Origin of the sequence: Gemmobacter lanyuensis, from assembly GCF_014652355.1 — a bacterium.
GTDB classification, from domain to species: domain Bacteria; phylum Pseudomonadota; class Alphaproteobacteria; order Rhodobacterales; family Rhodobacteraceae; genus Gemmobacter; species Gemmobacter lanyuensis.
Genome location: NZ_BMYQ01000007.1, coordinates 162,548 through 177,397 on the forward strand (window position 1 = coordinate 162,548; position 14,850 = coordinate 177,397).

A 14,850-nucleotide genomic window follows, 5' to 3' on the forward strand; every position below is an offset into this window, starting at 1 on the left:
CTCAGGCGAACGCGGGCATCACGTCGCGGAGGAAGCGTTCAAGCGAGGCTTTCTTGCGCTCGAAGCTCATGCCGCTGTCGATCCAGAATGAAAACTCGTCATAGCCCATCGCCTCGTAGGATTTGATGCGCGAGATGACTTCGGCTGCTTCGCCGACGATCTGGTTTTTCCGCATCGCCTCGGCCGAATAGAAGGGATGGGCAGCGATTTCATCTTCGGTCAGCGGTTCGATCAGGCCCATGCTGATCGGGCGTTCATTCTTGAACCAGGCGCCAAAGTAGCAATAGAAACGATTGAGCTCTTCTGCGCCCAGCTGGGCGTCGGCCTCGCTGTCGGCCACATAGGTATGGCGCAGCACCATGATCTTGGGGCGGGGCTGATCGGCGAATTTGGCGCAGGCCGCGTTGAAGCGGTCCATGAGCGACTGCACCTCTTCATCGCCCAGATGCAGCGGCGTCACCTGCACGTTGCAGCCCTGCGATACGGCGAATTCATGGCTGTTGGGGTCGCGCGCGGCCACCCAGATCGGCGGATGCGGCTGTTGCACCGGCAGCGGCGACGAAGTGGTCTTGGGGAACTGCCAGTGTTCGCCGTTATGTTCGTAATCGCCTTGCCAGAGGTTCTTGATCGCCGGGATCAGCTCGCGCATCTTGCCGCCGGCGGTCCAGGCATCAAGACCCGGTGAAAGGCGTTCATATTCAAAGCTGTAGGCGCCACGCGCAATGCCAAGATCCAGACGGCCGTCCATGATGATGTCGGTCATCGCGGCCTCGCCCGCCAGGCGGATCGGGTGCCAGAAGGGGGCGATCACCGTGCCGGTGCCAAGGCGCACGTTCTTGGTGCGGCGCGCAAGGTCGATCAGGTTCAGGAAGGGGTTCGGCGCGATGGTAAAGTTCATGCCATGGTGTTCGCCCGTCCAGATGGCATGCATGCCACCCTCGTCGGCCATGCGGCACAGCGCGATCATCTCGTCATAGAGCCGTTTCTGGTCATCGTCCGCCGAGACCCGCTCCATATGGATGAACAGTGAGAATTTCATGCTTTCGTCCTTTCGCCGATGGGTTCGACGCGTCCCTGATCCTGATTTCCGAAATAGATGCCGTAGTTGCCCATGCGGCTTTCGTCGGCCAACCGTTCCAGCATGACACGCATGGCCGGGTCGGTCACGTCACCCAGCGAAGGGCGCGACAATTCGACAAAGCCGCCCCGCGCGGGCGTGCCTGCCGGGGCGGGGCAGAGAAAGGCGATGTGTTGATGCCCGCGGGTGACATCTTCGTATACGGCATAGATGAACCCCGGCGCGGCCGCGAGGCCGGTGCCCCCGATCAGCGCCCCCAGCGCAGCCTGCACCCCTTCGCGTCCGACGCGGGCGGTGGGCAGCGTCAGGCCTCCCTGGCCGTCATCGACCAGTAGCACCTCACCCCCGCGTTCCAGCACGGTGGAAATCACCACATCCGGCCCGGTCGGCACCTGCGCCCCCGTTTCCGCCGGGGTGAAGTAGCTGCCGCGGTAATAACCGAGGCCCGCGGCGGGCGTGGCTTCAAAGGCGGTGATGCGGCCGATGAGGATGGCATGATCCCCGGCCTCGACCACCTGATGCAGCACGCAATCGAACCAGGCCGAGACGCCGGCAATCAGCGGCGATCCTTCCGGCCCGCGCCGCCAGTAGACGCTGGCAAAGCGGTCTTCCACCCGCCGCGCGAAGGTCGAGGAAATGTCCTTCTGCCCCTCGGACAGGATGTTCACGGCAAAGCCCTTGCCGGTGACGAAGGCCTCGTAATTGCCCGAGCTGCGCGCGATCGACACCAGCAAAAGCGCCGGGTCGAGCGACACGGAGGAGAAGGAATTGGCGGTAAAGCCCAGCGGTTTGCCATCGGCATCGATGGTGGTGACGACGGTCACCCCGGTCATGAAGGTGCCGAAGGCATCGCGCAGGGCGCGCGGGTCCAGTGCGGGGGCGGTCATGCGGTGGCCTCCTTCCGGGCAAGCCAATCGGTCAGCGCGCGGCTGACGGTTTCAGGGGCAGTCAGATTGGCCATATGGCGATGGCCTTCCAGCACCACGGCCTGACCCAGCGGCATGGCTGCGGCCATGGCCTGTGTCATCGCCGGGGTCGAATTGGCATCGCCATCGCCCGTCAGCACCAGCGCGGGGCAGCGCACCTGCGGCAGGCGGTCGGCATAGGTGCTGTCACCCTCGGCAAAGGCGCGGTAGGCGATGGCGTAGCCCGTCATGTCCACCGCGCGCAGCCAGCCCGCCACCTGATCGCGGATCGCGGCATCCTCGGGGCCGAACCAGCGGGCAAGCGGCGCCTCGATCCCGCCCGCACCCCGGGCGATTTCCTCGGCGCGGGCCAGCACGGCGGCGCGGGCCTCGGGGCTGCGGCGGCAGACGCCGTTCAAAAGCGCCACGCGGGCCACCAGATCGGGGCGCTCTACTGCAAGGCCACCTGCAATCAGCGCCCCCATCGAATGGCCCGCCACGCTGACGGGGCCAAGGGCCAGCGCCTCGATCACCCGCGCGGCCCAGGCCACGAAATCGGGCAGGCGGGCCGTCGGGGGCAGGGGGGTGCTTTCGCCATGGCCGGGCATATCGACCGCCAGAACCCGATGGGTGGCGGAAAGGGTCGCGATCTGTGGCCCCCAAGCCTCGGCCCGCATGCCGACGCCGTGGATCAGCAGGACCGGCGCGCCGGTCCCTGCCTCGATCACCCGGACCGATGCGCCGTCAGACAGCCGCAGGGTTCGCGACATCATGGCCCAGATCCTTGAGGTCTTCATAACGGTTGCCGATGCGGTGATGCGGACGCCCGCCGACCGAGGCACCAAGCGCCACGACAATCTCATCGGCGGCGGGGGCATCCGGAATGGCGAATTGGATCGTCAGGTAATGCGACCGGCGGCCTTCGTCGTTCTTGTCCATCAGCGGGATCATGATGGGGCAATTGGCCGGGCCGCGGGTATTGGTGAAGGCGAGATAGGTCTTGGCCCCCACGGCAGAGCGGTAATGGTTGCCAAAGCGCAGCGTATGGATCAGCGCCGAGGCATGTTCGACCTCACCGTCCAGACCGACGACGGCGGCCTTGCCATAGCCCTCGACAATCTCGCCCGAGCCTGCGGCATCAAGGATCATCCCGGTCAGCAGGGCGCCGAGTTCCGGGGCAACGTCGTGGATTTCGGGCTTCAGATCCTCGACAAAGCCGCGCCCGGCCCAGGGGTTCTTCAACACCGCGGCGGCGGCGATCATCTTCAGCGGCACAGGCGCCGTGCGGCCCCCTTCGATCAGCGTGGTTTCGACGTTCAGAAGCGTCTTGCGAATGAGGGCGGGCATGGGAGGCATCCTGCAGTGGGCGTTGTTCTTGTATGTTGGTATACCATAAGACCATATGTCAAGTCTTTCTTGCGCCACGCCCGTCGCGGGGCTAGGATGATCCCCATGGAACGTGACATGCACCCCGAGCTGAAAATCGAACAAGTCCCGCAAACGCTGCGGGAAATCGCTGTTGGCCGCCTTCGCGGGGCCATTATCGCGGGCCGCTTCCGGGGCGGGGAGCGGTTGGTTGAACGCACCCTGTGCGATCAGCTGGGCGTTTCGCGGTCGGTCGTGCGTGAGGCGATCCGCTATCTTGAGGCCGAGGGTCTGGTGGAAATCGCGCCCCGCAGCGGCCCGGTGGTGGCCACGCTGGATTGGCCGCAGGCGCAGCAGATCTACAAGATCCGTCTGCTGCTAGAGGCTGATGCTGCCGCCGATTGCGCCCGCCGCGCCGATGCCGCCACCAAAGCCAGCCTGCGCGAGGCGCAGATTGCGCTGGCCGCTGCGGCCGCCGATCCGCAGGCACAGCCCCTCTCGGATGCGACGACCCACTTCTATGAGGTGATCTTCCGGGCCGCGGGGCACGATGTCGCCTGGGAAATCGTGCAGCGCCTGAATGGTCGCATCTCGCGCCTGCGGGCGCTGACCTTGCAGACGAGCGACCGGCATGTCTCGGGGCCGGTCCGGATGGCGCGGATCTGCGACGCCATTCTGGACAACGACCCCGAGGCCGCCGCCGCTGCCGTCCGCGATCACCTGACCGAAGCTGCTGAGATTGCCCGCCGCCTGTTGCAGGCCGAAGCCCGTGCCGAAGGAGCCACCGGATGACCGCCTATTGGATAGCCCATGTTACGGTGACGGACCCCGCGGCCTATGCGGGGTATCAGGCGCTGGCCCCGGCGGCCTTCGCGCAATATGGCGCGCGGTTTCTGGCGCGCGGGGGTGAGTCCGATGTTCTGGAAGGCCCGGACCTTGCCCGCCATGTGGTGATTGAATTCCCAAGCCTTGCTGCGGCGCGTGCCTGCTATCATTCGCCGGAATATCAGGCTGCCCGCGCACATCGGGCCGGGGCCTGCACTGCGCATGTCGTGCTGGTCGATGGCCTGCCCGAATAGCCCTTAGGCAAGCCGGGCAAAGGCCAGCATCACGGCCCGTTCCGACTGATCCAGATAGGGGCCAAGCAGGGCTGCCGCCCCTGCCGCATCCCCCGTGACCAGCCGTTGCAGGATTTGCGCGTTCTGGTCGATGAAGGGGCCATGCAGCAGTTCGGGTGCATCCAGCAACCCGAAGGCCAGCCGCAACTCCGCTGCCAGCTGCGCGTGAAAGGCCATGAGGCGCGGGCTGTCCCCCAGCGCGACAATGGCGGCGTGAAAGGCCATGTTCGCACTGCCCACCCCTCGCCAATCGCCCGCCGCCTGAAAGAGCCGCGCGTGATCAACCGCCTCCTGCATCCGGGCCACGGCGGGGTGCTGCGGCCAGCCCTGCGCCAGCATCGGCACCTCGATCAACCGTCGCAGGCGGTAGATATCGACGATGGCCGGCATTGAGGGGCGCGCGACAAAGACCCCGCGGTTCGGCATGTGGGTCAGCAGACCTTCGCGCGTGAGCAGCCGAAACACCTCGCGCAGCGTATTGCGGGAAATGCCCAGATCGGCGGCCAGTTGCGCCTCGGACAGGCGCTGACCGGGTGTCAGCAGGCCACCCGTGATTCGGTCGCGCAGCTGATTGGCGATCTGTTCGGGCAGGCCGGGGTCGGGGCTGGGGGTCATGGGGTGTCCTTTCTGGCCTACATTGTTCAACAAAATGCAAAGAATGTCTCGACATAATTGACAGGGCGGCAGAGGGCGGCCACCATCGCAAAAACCCGTGCGGAGCTGACGATGCCTTCAGTGATCGATCTGAACAGTGACCTTGGCGAAGGCTATGGCGCCTGGAAGATGGGCGATGATGCGGCGATGCTGGGGATTGTCAGTTCCGCCAATGTCGCCTGTGGGTTCCATGCGGGCGATCCGCTGACCATCCTGGCGACGCTGCGGGGGGCGGCGCAAAACGGGGTCGTGGTCGGGGCGCATGTTTCCTATCCCGACCGTGTGGGGTTCGGTCGGCGCCCGATGGATGTCACGCCGGAGGAGCTGACGGCGGATGTCATCTATCAGATCGGCGCGCTTCAGGGCCTTGCGGCGGCAGCGGGCACGCGGGTGCGCTATGTCAAGCCGCATGGCGCGCTTTACAACACCATCGCGCAGGATGCCCGGCAGGCGGGGGCGGTGATCCGCGCCATTCTGGCGGTGGACCCGTCGCTCATCCTGATGGGCCTTGCCGGGGCGCCCGTGTTGGAACAGGCTCGCGCTGCCGGTCTTGCGACGGTGGCCGAGGCTTTTGCCGACCGCGCCTATAGGCCCGATGGCCAGCTCTTGTCGCGGCGTGAACCGGGCGCCGTTTTGCATGATCCCAATCTGGTCGCGGCCCGGATGGTGCGTCTGGCGCAAGAGGGCGTGGTGGAGGCGGTGGACGGATCGACGCTTCGCCTTGCTGCCGGCAGCATCTGCGTTCACGGCGACAGCCCCGACGCCGTGGCTATGGCCCGCGCCATCCGGGTTGCGCTGACCCGTCAGGGCGTGACCATCGCCAGCTTTGCGGGCGGCGCATGACCCCGCCGCGCTTTCTGCCGGTGGGGCCACGCACGGTTCTGGTAGAGCTACCCGATCTTGCCGCGACACAGGCCGTCTTCCGCGCGCTGACACAGCCGCCGCTGGACGGGATCGCCGAGATCATTCCGGCCGCCCGTACCCTCTTGATCCGGACCGAGGTCGGGGTGCCTGCCGATGGTGCCCTTGCAGCCCGGATTGTGGCGCGTCACCCCGCAACGCCCGGTGCGACGGGGCCAGGCGGCGCCGAGATCGAAATCCCCCTGCGCTACGACGGCCCCGACCTGCCCGAGGTTGCCCGCCATATGGGCCTGACCGAGGCCGAGGTGATCGCCGCGCATCAGGCAGCGACCTGGCAGGTGGCCTTTTGCGGCTTCGCGCCGGGCTTTGCCTATATGACCTGCGATGATCTGCGCTTTGACCTGCCGCGCCGGTCGAGCCCGCGGACGCGCATTCCGGCGGGGTCGGTGGCGCTGGCGGGGCGGTTTGGCGGTATCTATCCGCAGGAAACGCCCGGCGGCTGGCAGATCATCGGCACGACCGAGGTGCCGATGTGGGATCTGACGCGCGACCCGCCCGCGCTGTTGCAGCCGGGGGCCACGGTGCGTTTTGTGGCCCGCAATGAAGCTCGCCGCCCGGTGACTCCGCCGCGCCCGGCCAACCCCACGCCGGGGATAAGGGTTGAGGAAGCGGCCTTCCCCCTTCTCTTTCAAGACCTTGGCCGGACGGGGCAGGGCGGGCAGGGGGTTTCAACCTCGGGCGCGCTTGACCGGGGCGCACTGCGCCGGGCCAATCGCGCGGTGGGCAACCCCGCGGGCGCCGCGGCGCTGGAAATCACGCTGGGCCCGACGCGGTTCCGGGCGGAACGGCCCTTGACGGCCGTGCTGACCGGCGCGGTTGAGGGCGCGCATCTGACCACGTCGGACGGCCCCGTGCCGCTGCTGCCGGGTCAGCCCTTTGCAATGGATGCGGGCGACGGGCTGGTGCTGCCGCCGCCCCTGCGGGGGATGCGCGCCTATCTTGCGCTGCGCGGGGGCTTTGCGGTGACGCCGGTCCTCGGTTCAGCCGCAACCGATACGCTGGCCCATATCGGCCCGCCCACCCTGCGCGCGGGCGATGGGGTTGGCGCGGGCCTCAATCCGGCTGGCTCCGTGATAGCCTACCCCGAAGCTGCCCCCGCCCTGCCGATGGCGGGCGAGGAGGTGTTGCTGCCCGTGACCCTTGGCCCCCGCACGGACTGGTTCCCGCCCGAGGTGGTGGCGCAGTTTCTGGCACAGATTTGGCGCGTCACCCCGCAATCGTCGCGCGTGGGCATCCGCCTGGAAGGCGATCTGCCGCTCTTGCGCGCCGATGCGGCCGAGCTTTCGTCAGAGGGGACCGAGCGCGGCGCCCTTCAGGTGCCGCACTCCGGCCAGCCGGTGCTGTTTCTGGCCGATCACCCGCTGACCGGTGGCTATCCGGTCATTGCGACGCTGCACCCCGATGCGCTGGACCTTGCGGGGCAGGTGCCGCCCGGCGCCCGGCTGCGCTTTGTGGCCGACCGCGCCTTTGCCCCGATCCTTCCCACCCCTCCGGACCCGAGCCTGCCATGATGCTGTTTCAGCCCGATACCCCCCTGCGCCCGATCCGCCGCCTGCTGATCGCCAACCGGGGTGAAATTGCCGTGCGGATCATTCGCGCCTGCCGGGATGAGGGGATCAGCCCCATCACCGTCTATGCCGGGCCAGATCGCGATGCCCTGTTCGTGCGCATGGCGGATGAGGCCTATGCCCTTGGCGGCGACCGCCCTGCCGACAGCTATCTCGATGCCGCGCGCATCCTGCGTGTGGCCCGCGATTGCGGCGCCGATGCCATCCACCCCGGCTATGGCTTTCTGTCCGAACGCGCAGATTTTGCGCGGGCGGTGCAGGCCGCCGGGCTGATCTGGATCGGCCCCGACCCTGCGGTGATCGAGGCGCTTGGCGACAAGATCGCGGCACGGGGGATCGCGGCCTCGGTCGGGGCGCCGCTGGTGGCCGGATCGCCCGGCCCGGTGGAAAGCGGGGCCGAGGCGCTGGCCTTCGCCCGCGCCCACGGCCTGCCCCTTGCCATCAAGGCCGCCCATGGCGGCGGTGGGCGGGGATTGCGCGTTGCCTGGGAGCTGGACGAGGTCGAGGAGATGTTTGAGAGCGCCCGGCATGAGGCCGAGCTGGCTTTTGGTCAAGGCGCTTGTTTCATTGAACAATTTCTCGATCGCCCCCGCCATGTCGAGGCGCAGGTGCTGGCGGACCGCCACGGCACGGTCAAGGTGCTGGGCACGCGCGATTGTTCGATGCAGCGCCGGAACCAGAAGCTGATTGAGGAGGCCCCCGCCCCCTTCCTGACCGATGATCAGCGCAAATGTATCCATGACGCCGCCCGCGACATCTGCGCCGCGGCCGGCTATAGCGGCGCGGGAACGGTGGAGTTTTTGCTTTCCGCCACGGGCGCGCTGTCGTTTCTTGAGGTGAATACCCGCCTGCAGGTGGAACATTCTGTGACCGAGGAAACCACGGGGATCGACATTCTGCGCGCAATGATCCGCATCGCCCAAGGCGCGCGGCTTATGGATGACAGCGTGCCGGACCCGCGCGGCCATGCCATCGAATTTCGCATCAATGCAGAAGATCCCGGCCGGGGCTTTCTGCCGACGCCCGGCCCGATCACGGTGTGGGAGGCGCCCTCTGGCCCCGGGGTGCGGGTGGACAGCGGCGTGGCGGCAGGGTCGGTGGTGCCGGGGCAGTTCGACTCGCTCATGGCCAAGCTGATCGTGACGGGGGCCACGCGGGACGAGGCGCTGGCCCGCGCCGCGCGCGCCTTGCGCGAGTTCCGCATTGAGGGCGTGGCCTCGGTACTGGGCTTTCACCGTCTCGCGCTAAGCGCCCCGGATTTCCGTGCCGAGGATGGCGCCTTTCGGGTGCATACCCGCTGGATCGAGACGGATTTTGCCGAAACGCTGGCCGCAGCCCTGCCACCGCAGGACCGCGTGACCCCGGCCGAGGCGCCCGATCTTTTGCGCCTGCCCATAGAGATTGACGGGCGGCGGCACGAACTGGGACTGCCCGCCACACTGCTGGCTGGCCTTGCCGGGGCGGTGCCTGCGGTTGTCGCGGCGCCATCTGCCGCAGTGATGGAGGGCGCGGTCACGGCGCCCGTGGCGGGGACGCTGGTCCGCTGGCTGGTCGCCCCCGATGCGCCCGTGGCCGAGGGCGAGGCGGTCGCGGTGCTGGAGGCCATGAAGATGGAAACGCGCGTGACCGCGCCGGGGGCGGGCCGGATCGAGCTGCTGGTCGAGGCGGGACAGACCCTTCCCTATGGCGCCGTGATCGCGCGGGTGCGGGACTGACGCCCCCGCGCGCGCACCTTCAGACCGTGATGAAATCGCGGACGAAATCGCTGGCCGGGCGGGCGCGGATGTCTTGCGGGCGGCCGATCTGTTCGATGCGACCCATCGACATGACGACGACGAGGTCGGCAAGCTCCATTGCCTCTTCCTGATCATGGGTCACGAAGACGGTGGTGAGGCCGGTGGTGTCGTGGATGTCGCGCAGCCCCTGCCGCAGCTCTTTGCGGACCTTGGCGTCAAGCGCCCCGAAGGGTTCGTCAAGGAGGAGCATCCGCGGTTCGATCGCAAGCGCCCGTGCCAGCGCCACGCGCTGCCGCTGCCCGCCGGAGAGCTGACTGGGGAAGCGCGCGCCGATATGCGGCAGCTGGATGAGGTCGAGCAGCCGCGTCACCCGGCGCGCGATTTCCGCCTTTTCGGGGCGCGTGGCGCGGGGGCGGGCGGTCAGTCCATAGGCGATATTGTCGAAAACTGTCATATGCCGGAAGAGTGCATAGGACTGGAACACAAAGCCCGCGCGGCGGTCCTGCACGCTCAGATGCGTGGCATCTTGCCCGTCAAAGAGGACACGCCCCGAGGACGGGAATTCGAGCCCGCCGAGGATGCGCAGAAGCGTGGTCTTGCCCGAGCCGGAGGGTCCGAGCAGCGCCACCAGCGCCCCCGAGGGGATGGCGAGTGAGACCGGGTGCAACGCGGCGGTGGCGCCGAATTGTTTGGAGATTTCGTCGATGTCGATATGCATGGCGGGTTCCTTCCGCAACCGGCGCCGGGGGCTCTGCCCCCGGACCCCCGGGATATTTCGGGACAGAAAAGGATCAGTGACGGTGTGATGCGGCCAGCGCGTCGGCGTGGCGGCGTTCAAGCGCGGTCTTGAGGAGGAGGGTGAGGAGGGCGAGGGCCGTAAGCAGGGCGGCCATGGAGAAGGCGGCGACCGAGAGATATTCGTTGTAGAGCATCTCGATCGTGATGGGCATGGTGGCAGTCTGGCCGCGGATCTTGCCCGAGACGACGGCCACGGCGCCGAATTCGCCCATGGCGCGGGCGTTGCAGAGGAGGACACCGTAGAGCAGCGCCCAGCGGATATTGGGCAGCGTGACCGTCCAGAACACGCGCCAGCCGCCTGCGCCGAGGGTGAGCGCGGCCTCTTCCTCGGCCCGGCCCTGTTCGATCATCACCGGGATGAGTTCCCGGGCGACGAAGGGGAAGGTCACGAACATGGTGGCCAGCACGATCCCCGGCAGGGCGAAGACGATGGGAAAGCCATGCGCCACGAGCCAGCCGCCGACGAGCGAATTGGCGCCGAACATCAGGACGATGCAGAGGCCCGCGACCACGGGGCTGACCGAGAAGGGCAGGTCGATCAGGGTGATGAGGAAGGCCTTGCCGCGAAAGTCGAACTTGGTGATGAACCAGGCGGCGGCGATGCCGAAGGCGGCGTTCATCGGCACGGCGATGGCGGTGATGATCAGTGTGAGCTGGATGGCCGAGCGGGCATCGTGGTTGCCGAGGCTGGCGAGAGCGGCTGCCCAGCCATCGGCCAGCGCCTCGGTGAACACCGCGGCGAGGGGGGCGAAGACGAGCAGGGCAAGGCCCAGAACCGCCACTCCGATCAGGAGGCGGCGGGTGAGCGGGGTTTCCTCGGTCGCGGGGCGAAAGGGGAGGGAGGTGTCAGACATGGCCAATTCTCCGGCGGCTCCAGATCTGGATGAGGTTGATCACCAGCAGCATGGCGAAGGAGATGAGCAGCATGGCGATGCCGATGGCGGCGGCGGCGTCATAGTTGAACTCTTCCAGCTGGATCACGATCAGCAGCGGGGCGATTTCGGTCGAAAGCGGGATATTGCCTGCGATGAAGATGACCGAACCATATTCCCCCACCGCCCGGGCGAGGGCGAGGGCGAAGCCCGTCAGCGCGGCGGGGGCGAGCATCGGCCATATCACCCGGCGCAGGGTGTGGAGGCGGCTGGCGCCGAGGGTGGCCGAGGCCTCTTCGACCTCGCGGTCGATTTCCTCGACCACCGGCTGCACGGTGCGGGTGACGAAGGGCAGGCCCACGAAGATCAGCGCGATGAGGATGCCCCATTCGGTATAGGCGATCTTCACCCCCAACTCTTTCGCCAGTGCGCCGAAAGCGCCGTTCGGAGCATAAAGGGCGGTCAGCGCGATGCCCGCCACTGCCGTGGGCAGGGCGAAGGGCAGGTCCACCGCCGCGTCGAGGAGGCGCCGCCCCGGAAAGCGGTAGCGGGTCAGCACCCAGGCCAGGATCACCCCGAAGACAAGGTTGAAGCAGGCCGCCAGAAAGGACAGGCGGAAGGACAGGAAGAGGGCCGCCCAGACCCTTTCGCGGTTGACCACATCCCACATATTGCCAAGGCCGAAGCTGGCGCCCTTCGCAAGAAGGGCGCCGATCGGCAGGAGGACGACAAGGGACAGCATCGTGATCGTGATCCCCATGGTCAGGCCAAGGCCGGGCATGGGAGAGCGGTGGATCAGCGGGGGTCTGGGGGTCCTCAGCATGAGTGCCTCACTTTGCCACGTAGATCTGGTCGAAGATGCCGCCATCGCCGAAATGTTCCGGCTGCACCTTGGCCCAGCCCCCGAAGCTCGCGATATCCACGAGGTCGAGTTTCGGGAAGCGGGCGACATCTTCGGGATTGGCCTTCGAGCTGTCCCAAGCGCGGTAGAAGTGTTTGAAGGCGAGCGCCTGACCTTCGGGCGCATAGAGGAAGTCAAGATAGGCCTCGGCCAGCTTGCGCTGATCCTCGGAGGTGATGTTGCCTTCAACGAGCGCCACGGGCGGTTCGGCCAGGACCGAGACGCTGGGGACGACGATGTCGAATTCGTCCTCGCCCAGTTCCTTCAAGGCAAGATAGGCCTCATTTTCCCAGGCGAGCAGCACATCGCCGATGCCGCGCTGTGCGAAGGTGGTGGTCGATCCGCGCGCGCCGCTGTCAAGCACGGGAACGTGTTTGTAAAGTTCGCCCACGAAGGCCTTGGGGTCTTTCCCGTTCTTTTCAGCCCAGGCCCAGGCGGCAAGATAGTTCCAGCGCGCCCCGCCCGAGGTCTTGGGGTTTGGGGTCACGACTTCGACGCCGTCTTTGACGAGATCGCCCCAATCCTTGATGCCCTTGGGGTTCCCCTCGCGCACAAGAAACACGATGGTCGAGGTATAGGGCGAGGAATTGTGCGGCCGTTTGGCCTGCCAGTCGGCAGGCAGCTTGCCTGCGGCGGCGATCTTGTCGATGTCCGAAGCCAGCGCCAGCGTCACGACCTGCGCCCCCAGCCCGTCAATCACGGCCCGGGCTTGGGCGCCCGAACCGCCGTGGCTTGTCTCGATGCCGGGGGCAGGATTGCCCTGCGCCTGCCATTGGGCCGCAAAGGCTTCGTTCACCTCACGGTAAAGCTCGCGCGTTGGATCGTAGCTGACATTGAGCAACGATTCCGCGCGGGCTGCCGGTGCAACACCCAAAAGCGTGGCAAGGGCAAGCGCGGACAACGCGCCCTTGAGGGCAATCGGCCAGCCCGTCAGGCGACGCCCGCCATCGACGGTGGTGACGCGGTCATCCTTTTGATGCGCGGCGGTTTTGCCCTGCGCGGTGATGTTCCCGGTGATGGTGACGGTGGTGGTCATGGGGGTCTCCTGCTGATGGCGGGGTTTTTGGGCCCCCTGGTCCCGGGGCGGGCGGGGGGCGAATGTGGGGACAAGGCCCAGAAGGGTGTGGGCGGTCATTGGCGGTCTCCGGCCAAAGGGGTGATGCGAATGTCCCAGAGCTGTGGATCGCGGCCCTGCAGCAATTCGGCGGCCGCCTCTTGCGGGCGCCGGGTGAACAGGACCAGCGGCTTGCCGTTGATGCGGTGGGCGTCGCCCGTGCGACGGTCGATCAGTGTGACCGCACAGGTGCGCCCCTCACCGGCGTCCATGTCCGACTCGCGGCCAAAGCCCATCCAGCGGGCGACGGTGGACGTGAAGGATGGTGCAGCAATCATCATGCGATCTCCTTTTCCCGGTAGGGGCCAGCAGCGCTTGCCCTTCATAAATAACGACACATTAGGTCGAGTTTATCAAAGGAAAATTCACGCTAAATGTGATCGTGATTATAGGATTTTTTTCTCCGCCCTGCGGGATGCGACTCGGAGCCCATCTTCTAAGCACCTGAAAAAATTATGATATGCCGTAACCCGCGGCGCGGCATTCGGGGAACGTTACTGTCGTGCAGCAGCAGAAGGCAGGGGATTCCCTCTAAAGACGATAATACCGATAGACATTTAGTAATTTCACGTCATGCTAGGACCTGTCGCCAAGAGGGCGTGCAACTGACAGAGGCACCCATGGAAGAACTGGACCTGATCGACCGCAAGATCGTGGCTGCGCTGATGCAAGATGCCACGCTTCCCATCGCGCAGATTGCCGACCGCGTCGGGCTGTCGCAAACCCCGTGCTGGAAACGCATCCAGAAGCTTGAAAGCGCGGGCGTTCTCATGCGCCGGGTTGCCCTGGCCGATCCGGTACGGCTTGGCCTTGGTCTTACGGTTTTTGTCGGCATCGAAGCGCCCGATCACTCCGCCGAGTGGCGCGAGGCGTTTGGTCAGGCGGTGCAATCCATTCCGCAGATCATGGAGGTCTATCGCATGGCGGGCGAGATGGATTACCTCCTGCGGGTGGCCGCCCGCGACATGACCGACTTTGATACGCTCTATCGGCAATTGACGGATGCAGTGCCGATCAAGAACGTCACGTCGCATTTCGCGATGGAGCGGATCAAGTTCACCACGGCCTATCCGCTGGACACGCGCAATCGGTAAACGTCTGCTGTCTCGGTCATGGGTCGGAGAAGGATCTTTCCCGTCTGTGGGCCTCTTTGGAACCAAAATCACGACCACAATGATAGATTAATGCCAGTGAACGCCGCGAAAGGAATCGACATGATCACGACCCTGATTGTTCCCGGCCTTGATGGCTCGCCCGCTCCGCATTGGCAGCACTGGTGGGCCGCAACCGATGCGACCGCGGCCATGGTAGAGCTGAGCGATCCGGACCGCCCCCTGCCGGCCGTCTGGGACATCGAATTGGCGGGCATGATCCTGCGCCATCCGGATTGCGTTCTGGTGGGGCATTCGCTTGGTGCCGTGCTGATTGCGCGGCTGCTTGCGCGCTGGCCGCATTTGCGGGTGCGCGCGGCCCTGCTGGTTGCGCCGGCCGATCCTGCGAAGGGAAGCCGCATCGCCAGCTTCGCGCCGCTGCCCAATGCCCAGCTTGGTGTTGCAAACACCGTGGTTGCCAGCCGCAATGACCCTTGGATGAGCTTCAGCCAGGCCCGCGATCTTGCGCGCTGCTGGGGGGCAGAGGTGGTGGACCTGGGATTTGCCGGGCATATCAATGTCGCGTCGGGCTTTGGTCCCTGGCCTATGGGCAAAGAGCTGCGCGATGACCTGTTGCTTCAAACGCAGCCCGTGTCGGGAGCGGGCAGGGCGCCGTTGCAGCTGGGCTGGTGATTGCGCGACCAGCCGAGTCATATTGACATTAGTGTC

Annotated in this window: 17 protein-coding genes; 7 read left to right on the forward strand and 10 right to left on the reverse strand. The window is 66.4% G+C overall.

Going from position 1 to position 14,850, the window contains the following annotated elements:
• Position 1 precedes the first annotated feature (1 nt).
• Genes IE101_RS12640 through IE101_RS12655 form a run of 4 tightly spaced genes read right to left on the reverse strand, consistent with a single transcriptional unit; the run spans position 2 to position 3,330 of the window.
• Positions 2–1,039 carry an LLM class flavin-dependent oxidoreductase gene (locus IE101_RS12640; RefSeq protein ID WP_189634207.1) on the reverse strand — a complete coding sequence of 346 codons (1,038 nt, stop codon included), beginning with the start codon at positions 1,037–1,039 and terminating at the stop codon, positions 2–4.
• Entirely contained in the window at positions 1,036–1,965 is a 930-nt protein-coding gene (locus IE101_RS12645; RefSeq protein ID WP_189634208.1) for a flavin reductase family protein, read from the reverse strand. Before IE101_RS12645 ends, IE101_RS12640 begins: the two co-directional genes overlap by 4 nt.
• On the reverse strand, positions 1,962–2,756 hold the full coding sequence (locus IE101_RS12650) for an alpha/beta fold hydrolase (protein WP_189634209.1): 795 nt from the start codon (positions 2,754–2,756) through the stop codon (positions 1,962–1,964). The genes IE101_RS12645 and IE101_RS12650 overlap by 4 nt, the downstream gene beginning before the upstream one ends.
• Entirely contained in the window at positions 2,728–3,330 is a 603-nt protein-coding gene (locus IE101_RS12655; RefSeq protein WP_189634210.1) for an amino acid synthesis family protein, read from the reverse strand. Before IE101_RS12655 ends, IE101_RS12650 begins: the two co-directional genes overlap by 29 nt.
• 105 nt (positions 3,331–3,435) lie before the next feature.
• Between IE101_RS12655 and IE101_RS12660 the strand changes: the two genes are divergently transcribed.
• Positions 3,436–4,140 carry a GntR family transcriptional regulator gene (locus tag IE101_RS12660; RefSeq protein ID WP_189634211.1) on the forward strand — a complete coding sequence of 235 codons (705 nt, stop codon included), beginning with the start codon at positions 3,436–3,438 and terminating at the stop codon, positions 4,138–4,140.
• Positions 4,137–4,427, forward strand: coding sequence for a DUF1330 domain-containing protein (locus IE101_RS12665; RefSeq protein WP_189634212.1), 291 nt, complete (start codon positions 4,137–4,139; stop codon positions 4,425–4,427). Before IE101_RS12660 ends, IE101_RS12665 begins: the two co-directional genes overlap by 4 nt.
• Positions 4,428–4,430: 3 nt before the next feature.
• On the opposite strand, the gene IE101_RS12670 is transcribed toward IE101_RS12665, so the two are convergent.
• The gene (locus IE101_RS12670) at positions 4,431–5,081 is read right to left on the reverse strand and encodes a GntR family transcriptional regulator (RefSeq protein WP_189634213.1); all 651 of its coding nucleotides are present in this window, start codon (positions 5,079–5,081) and stop codon (positions 4,431–4,433) included.
• Positions 5,082–5,192: 111 nt separating this feature from the next.
• Between IE101_RS12670 and IE101_RS12675 the strand changes: the two genes are divergently transcribed.
• The 3 genes from IE101_RS12675 to IE101_RS12685 are packed head-to-tail and all read left to right on the forward strand — an operon-like array spanning position 5,193 to position 9,324.
• Positions 5,193–5,963, forward strand: a complete 771-nt coding sequence (locus IE101_RS12675) for a LamB/YcsF family protein (protein WP_189634214.1) — start codon at positions 5,193–5,195, stop codon at positions 5,961–5,963.
• The gene (locus IE101_RS12680) at positions 5,960–7,552 is read left to right on the forward strand and encodes a 5-oxoprolinase subunit B/C family protein (RefSeq protein WP_189634215.1); all 1,593 of its coding nucleotides are present in this window, start codon (positions 5,960–5,962) and stop codon (positions 7,550–7,552) included. The genes IE101_RS12675 and IE101_RS12680 overlap by 4 nt, the downstream gene beginning before the upstream one ends.
• Positions 7,549–9,324: an acetyl/propionyl/methylcrotonyl-CoA carboxylase subunit alpha gene (locus IE101_RS12685; RefSeq protein ID WP_229804148.1), complete on the forward strand. Its 1,776-nt coding sequence runs from the start codon at positions 7,549–7,551 to the stop codon at positions 9,322–9,324. Before IE101_RS12680 ends, IE101_RS12685 begins: the two co-directional genes overlap by 4 nt.
• Positions 9,325–9,343: 19 nt before the next feature.
• On the opposite strand, the gene IE101_RS12690 is transcribed toward IE101_RS12685, so the two are convergent.
• From IE101_RS12690 to IE101_RS12710, 5 genes are all read right to left on the reverse strand, one after another.
• Positions 9,344–10,063: a sulfate/molybdate ABC transporter ATP-binding protein gene (locus IE101_RS12690; RefSeq protein ID WP_189634216.1), complete on the reverse strand. Its 720-nt coding sequence runs from the start codon at positions 10,061–10,063 to the stop codon at positions 9,344–9,346.
• Between the two features lie 73 nt (positions 10,064–10,136).
• Positions 10,137–10,997 carry a sulfate ABC transporter permease subunit CysW gene (cysW, locus tag IE101_RS12695; RefSeq protein WP_189634217.1) on the reverse strand — a complete coding sequence of 287 codons (861 nt, stop codon included), beginning with the start codon at positions 10,995–10,997 and terminating at the stop codon, positions 10,137–10,139.
• Complete coding sequence (cysT, locus tag IE101_RS12700) at positions 10,990–11,838, reverse strand: sulfate ABC transporter permease subunit CysT (protein ID WP_189634218.1); 849 nt, start codon at positions 11,836–11,838, stop codon at positions 10,990–10,992. Before cysT ends, cysW begins: the two co-directional genes overlap by 8 nt.
• A gap of 7 nt (positions 11,839–11,845) precedes the next feature.
• Positions 11,846–12,952: a sulfate ABC transporter substrate-binding protein gene (locus IE101_RS12705; protein ID WP_229804150.1), complete on the reverse strand. Its 1,107-nt coding sequence runs from the start codon at positions 12,950–12,952 to the stop codon at positions 11,846–11,848.
• Positions 12,953–13,047: 95 nt separating this feature from the next.
• Entirely contained in the window at positions 13,048–13,311 is a 264-nt protein-coding gene (locus tag IE101_RS12710; protein ID WP_229804151.1) for a hypothetical protein, read from the reverse strand.
• Between the two features lie 339 nt (positions 13,312–13,650).
• Here IE101_RS12710 and IE101_RS12715 point away from each other — a divergent pair, with 339 nt between their 5' ends.
• Both IE101_RS12715 and IE101_RS12720 read left to right on the forward strand, forming a co-directional pair.
• Positions 13,651–14,124 carry an Lrp/AsnC family transcriptional regulator gene (locus IE101_RS12715; RefSeq protein WP_189634219.1) on the forward strand — a complete coding sequence of 158 codons (474 nt, stop codon included), beginning with the start codon at positions 13,651–13,653 and terminating at the stop codon, positions 14,122–14,124.
• Between the two features lie 120 nt (positions 14,125–14,244).
• On the forward strand, positions 14,245–14,814 hold the full coding sequence (locus IE101_RS12720; protein WP_189634220.1) for an RBBP9/YdeN family alpha/beta hydrolase: 570 nt from the start codon (positions 14,245–14,247) through the stop codon (positions 14,812–14,814).
• Positions 14,815–14,850 lie beyond the last annotated feature (36 nt).

Bases quoted from the DNA above. Each gene is read 5' to 3' on its own strand.
- cysT (WP_189634218.1), bottom strand. From the start codon at position 11,838: ATGCTGAGGACCCCCAGACCCCCGCTGATCCACCGCTCTCCCATGCCC.
- IE101_RS12650 (WP_189634209.1), bottom strand. From the start codon at position 2,756: ATGATGTCGCGAACCCTGCGGCTGTCTGACGGCGCATCGGTCCGGGTG.
- IE101_RS12675 (WP_189634214.1), top strand. From the start codon at position 5,193: ATGCCTTCAGTGATCGATCTGAACAGTGACCTTGGCGAAGGCTATGGC.
- IE101_RS12705 (WP_229804150.1), bottom strand. From the start codon at position 12,952: ATGACCACCACCGTCACCATCACCGGGAACATCACCGCGCAGGGCAAA.
- IE101_RS12680 (WP_189634215.1), top strand. From the start codon at position 5,960: ATGACCCCGCCGCGCTTTCTGCCGGTGGGGCCACGCACGGTTCTGGTA.
- IE101_RS12665 (WP_189634212.1), top strand. From the start codon at position 4,137: ATGACCGCCTATTGGATAGCCCATGTTACGGTGACGGACCCCGCGGCC.
- IE101_RS12710 (WP_229804151.1), bottom strand. From the start codon at position 13,311: ATGATGATTGCTGCACCATCCTTCACGTCCACCGTCGCCCGCTGGATG.
- IE101_RS12670 (WP_189634213.1), bottom strand. From the start codon at position 5,081: ATGACCCCCAGCCCCGACCCCGGCCTGCCCGAACAGATCGCCAATCAG.
- cysW (WP_189634217.1), bottom strand. From the start codon at position 10,997: ATGTCTGACACCTCCCTCCCCTTTCGCCCCGCGACCGAGGAAACCCCG.
- IE101_RS12660 (WP_189634211.1), top strand. From the start codon at position 3,436: ATGGAACGTGACATGCACCCCGAGCTGAAAATCGAACAAGTCCCGCAA.
- IE101_RS12715 (WP_189634219.1), top strand. From the start codon at position 13,651: ATGGAAGAACTGGACCTGATCGACCGCAAGATCGTGGCTGCGCTGATG.
- IE101_RS12690 (WP_189634216.1), bottom strand. From the start codon at position 10,063: ATGCATATCGACATCGACGAAATCTCCAAACAATTCGGCGCCACCGCC.
- IE101_RS12640 (WP_189634207.1), bottom strand. From the start codon at position 1,039: ATGAAATTCTCACTGTTCATCCATATGGAGCGGGTCTCGGCGGACGAT.
- IE101_RS12720 (WP_189634220.1), top strand. From the start codon at position 14,245: ATGATCACGACCCTGATTGTTCCCGGCCTTGATGGCTCGCCCGCTCCG.
- IE101_RS12685 (WP_229804148.1), top strand. From the start codon at position 7,549: ATGATGCTGTTTCAGCCCGATACCCCCCTGCGCCCGATCCGCCGCCTG.
- IE101_RS12655 (WP_189634210.1), bottom strand. From the start codon at position 3,330: ATGCCCGCCCTCATTCGCAAGACGCTTCTGAACGTCGAAACCACGCTG.
- IE101_RS12645 (WP_189634208.1), bottom strand. From the start codon at position 1,965: ATGACCGCCCCCGCACTGGACCCGCGCGCCCTGCGCGATGCCTTCGGC.